The organism is Parageobacillus sp. VR-IP, from assembly GCF_013357975.1.
GTDB classification, from domain to species: Bacteria; Bacillota; Bacilli; order Bacillales; family Anoxybacillaceae; genus Saccharococcus; species Saccharococcus caldoxylosilyticus.
The window spans coordinates 1-1,060 of the sequence record NZ_JABVYQ010000021.1; the positions used below are offsets into that span (position 1 = coordinate 1).

General features: G+C 52.0%; 2 tRNA genes and 2 rRNA genes. All 4 read right to left on the reverse strand.

Features of this window, described 5'->3' with window-relative positions:
- Positions 1-251, reverse strand: a 23S ribosomal RNA gene (locus tag HT574_RS19625); the annotation flags it as partial.
- A gap of 287 nt (positions 252-538) precedes the next feature.
- Positions 539-614: transfer RNA gene (locus HT574_RS19630), tRNA-Ala, on the reverse strand.
- Positions 615-623: 9 nt separating this feature from the next.
- Positions 624-697, reverse strand: a tRNA-Ile gene (locus HT574_RS19635).
- 243 nt (positions 698-940) lie between these two features.
- Positions 941-1,060 (reverse strand): 16S ribosomal RNA (locus HT574_RS19640); the annotation flags it as partial.

Consider the following 1,060-nt stretch of genomic DNA (forward strand, 5'->3'; position numbering starts at 1 on the left):
GCCGCTACTCAGGGAATCGCGTTTGCTTTCTTCTCCTCCGGGTACTAAGATGTTTCAGTTCCCCGGGTGTGCCCTCCATACCCTATGGATTCAGGTATGGATACTGCCCCATTACGGGCAGTGGGTTCCCCCATTCGGACATCTCCGGATCAACGCTTGCTTACAGCTCCCCGAAGCGTTTCGGCGTTTGCCCCGTCCTTCATCGGCTCCTAGTGCCAAGGCATCCACCGTGCGCCCTTTCTAACTTAACCAACATCAGCGCTTCTCGGCTTCTTCCTTTGTCTAGCTTCGGCGCCTAGCTCTCTTCTGCCAAATAACCTTCCCCCTCGAAGTGCAAGCACTTCTGCGGGTGAAGAACATTTGGCTTCGAGAGCTCACCGCGGCGCCTCCGCTTTTCTTTCCGGTTATCTAGTTTTCAAGGAACGAAGCTGCTTCTTTGCATTCGCTTCTTTGCTGCCTTGCGCCGAGGAATCCAGCTTCTTTGAATTCACTAGAAGACGCAGGCGCAAAATAAATTAAAGTATTTTTTTCGCTAAAATGGTGGAGCCTATCGGGATCGAACCGATGACCTCCTGCGTGCAAAGCAGGCGCTCTCCCAGCTGAGCTAAGGCCCCACACATCAATGGGCCTAAGTGGACTTGAACCACCGACCTCACGCTTATCAGGCGTGCGCTCTAACCAGCTGAGCTATAGGCCCATTATATTATAGATCGAAGGAAAACTCCTTCAAAACTAAACAAAACGACAAGCGTCATTATAAATGATTTTCAACCTATTGTCAAGAAGCTATTACGCTTCCGCTTTTCGTATGTCTAGCTCCAGCGCCTAGCTCTCTTCTACCAAATAACCTTCCCCCTCGAAGTGCAAGCACTTCTGCGGGTGAAGAACATTTGGCGTCGAGAGCTAATCGCGGCGCTTCCGCTTTTCGTGTCATCCTTAGAAAGGAGGTGATCCAGCCGCACCTTCCGGTACGGCTACCTTGTTACGACTTCACCCCAATCACTTGCCCCACCTTCGGCGGCTGGCTCCCAGAAGGGTTACCTCACCGACTTCGGGTGTT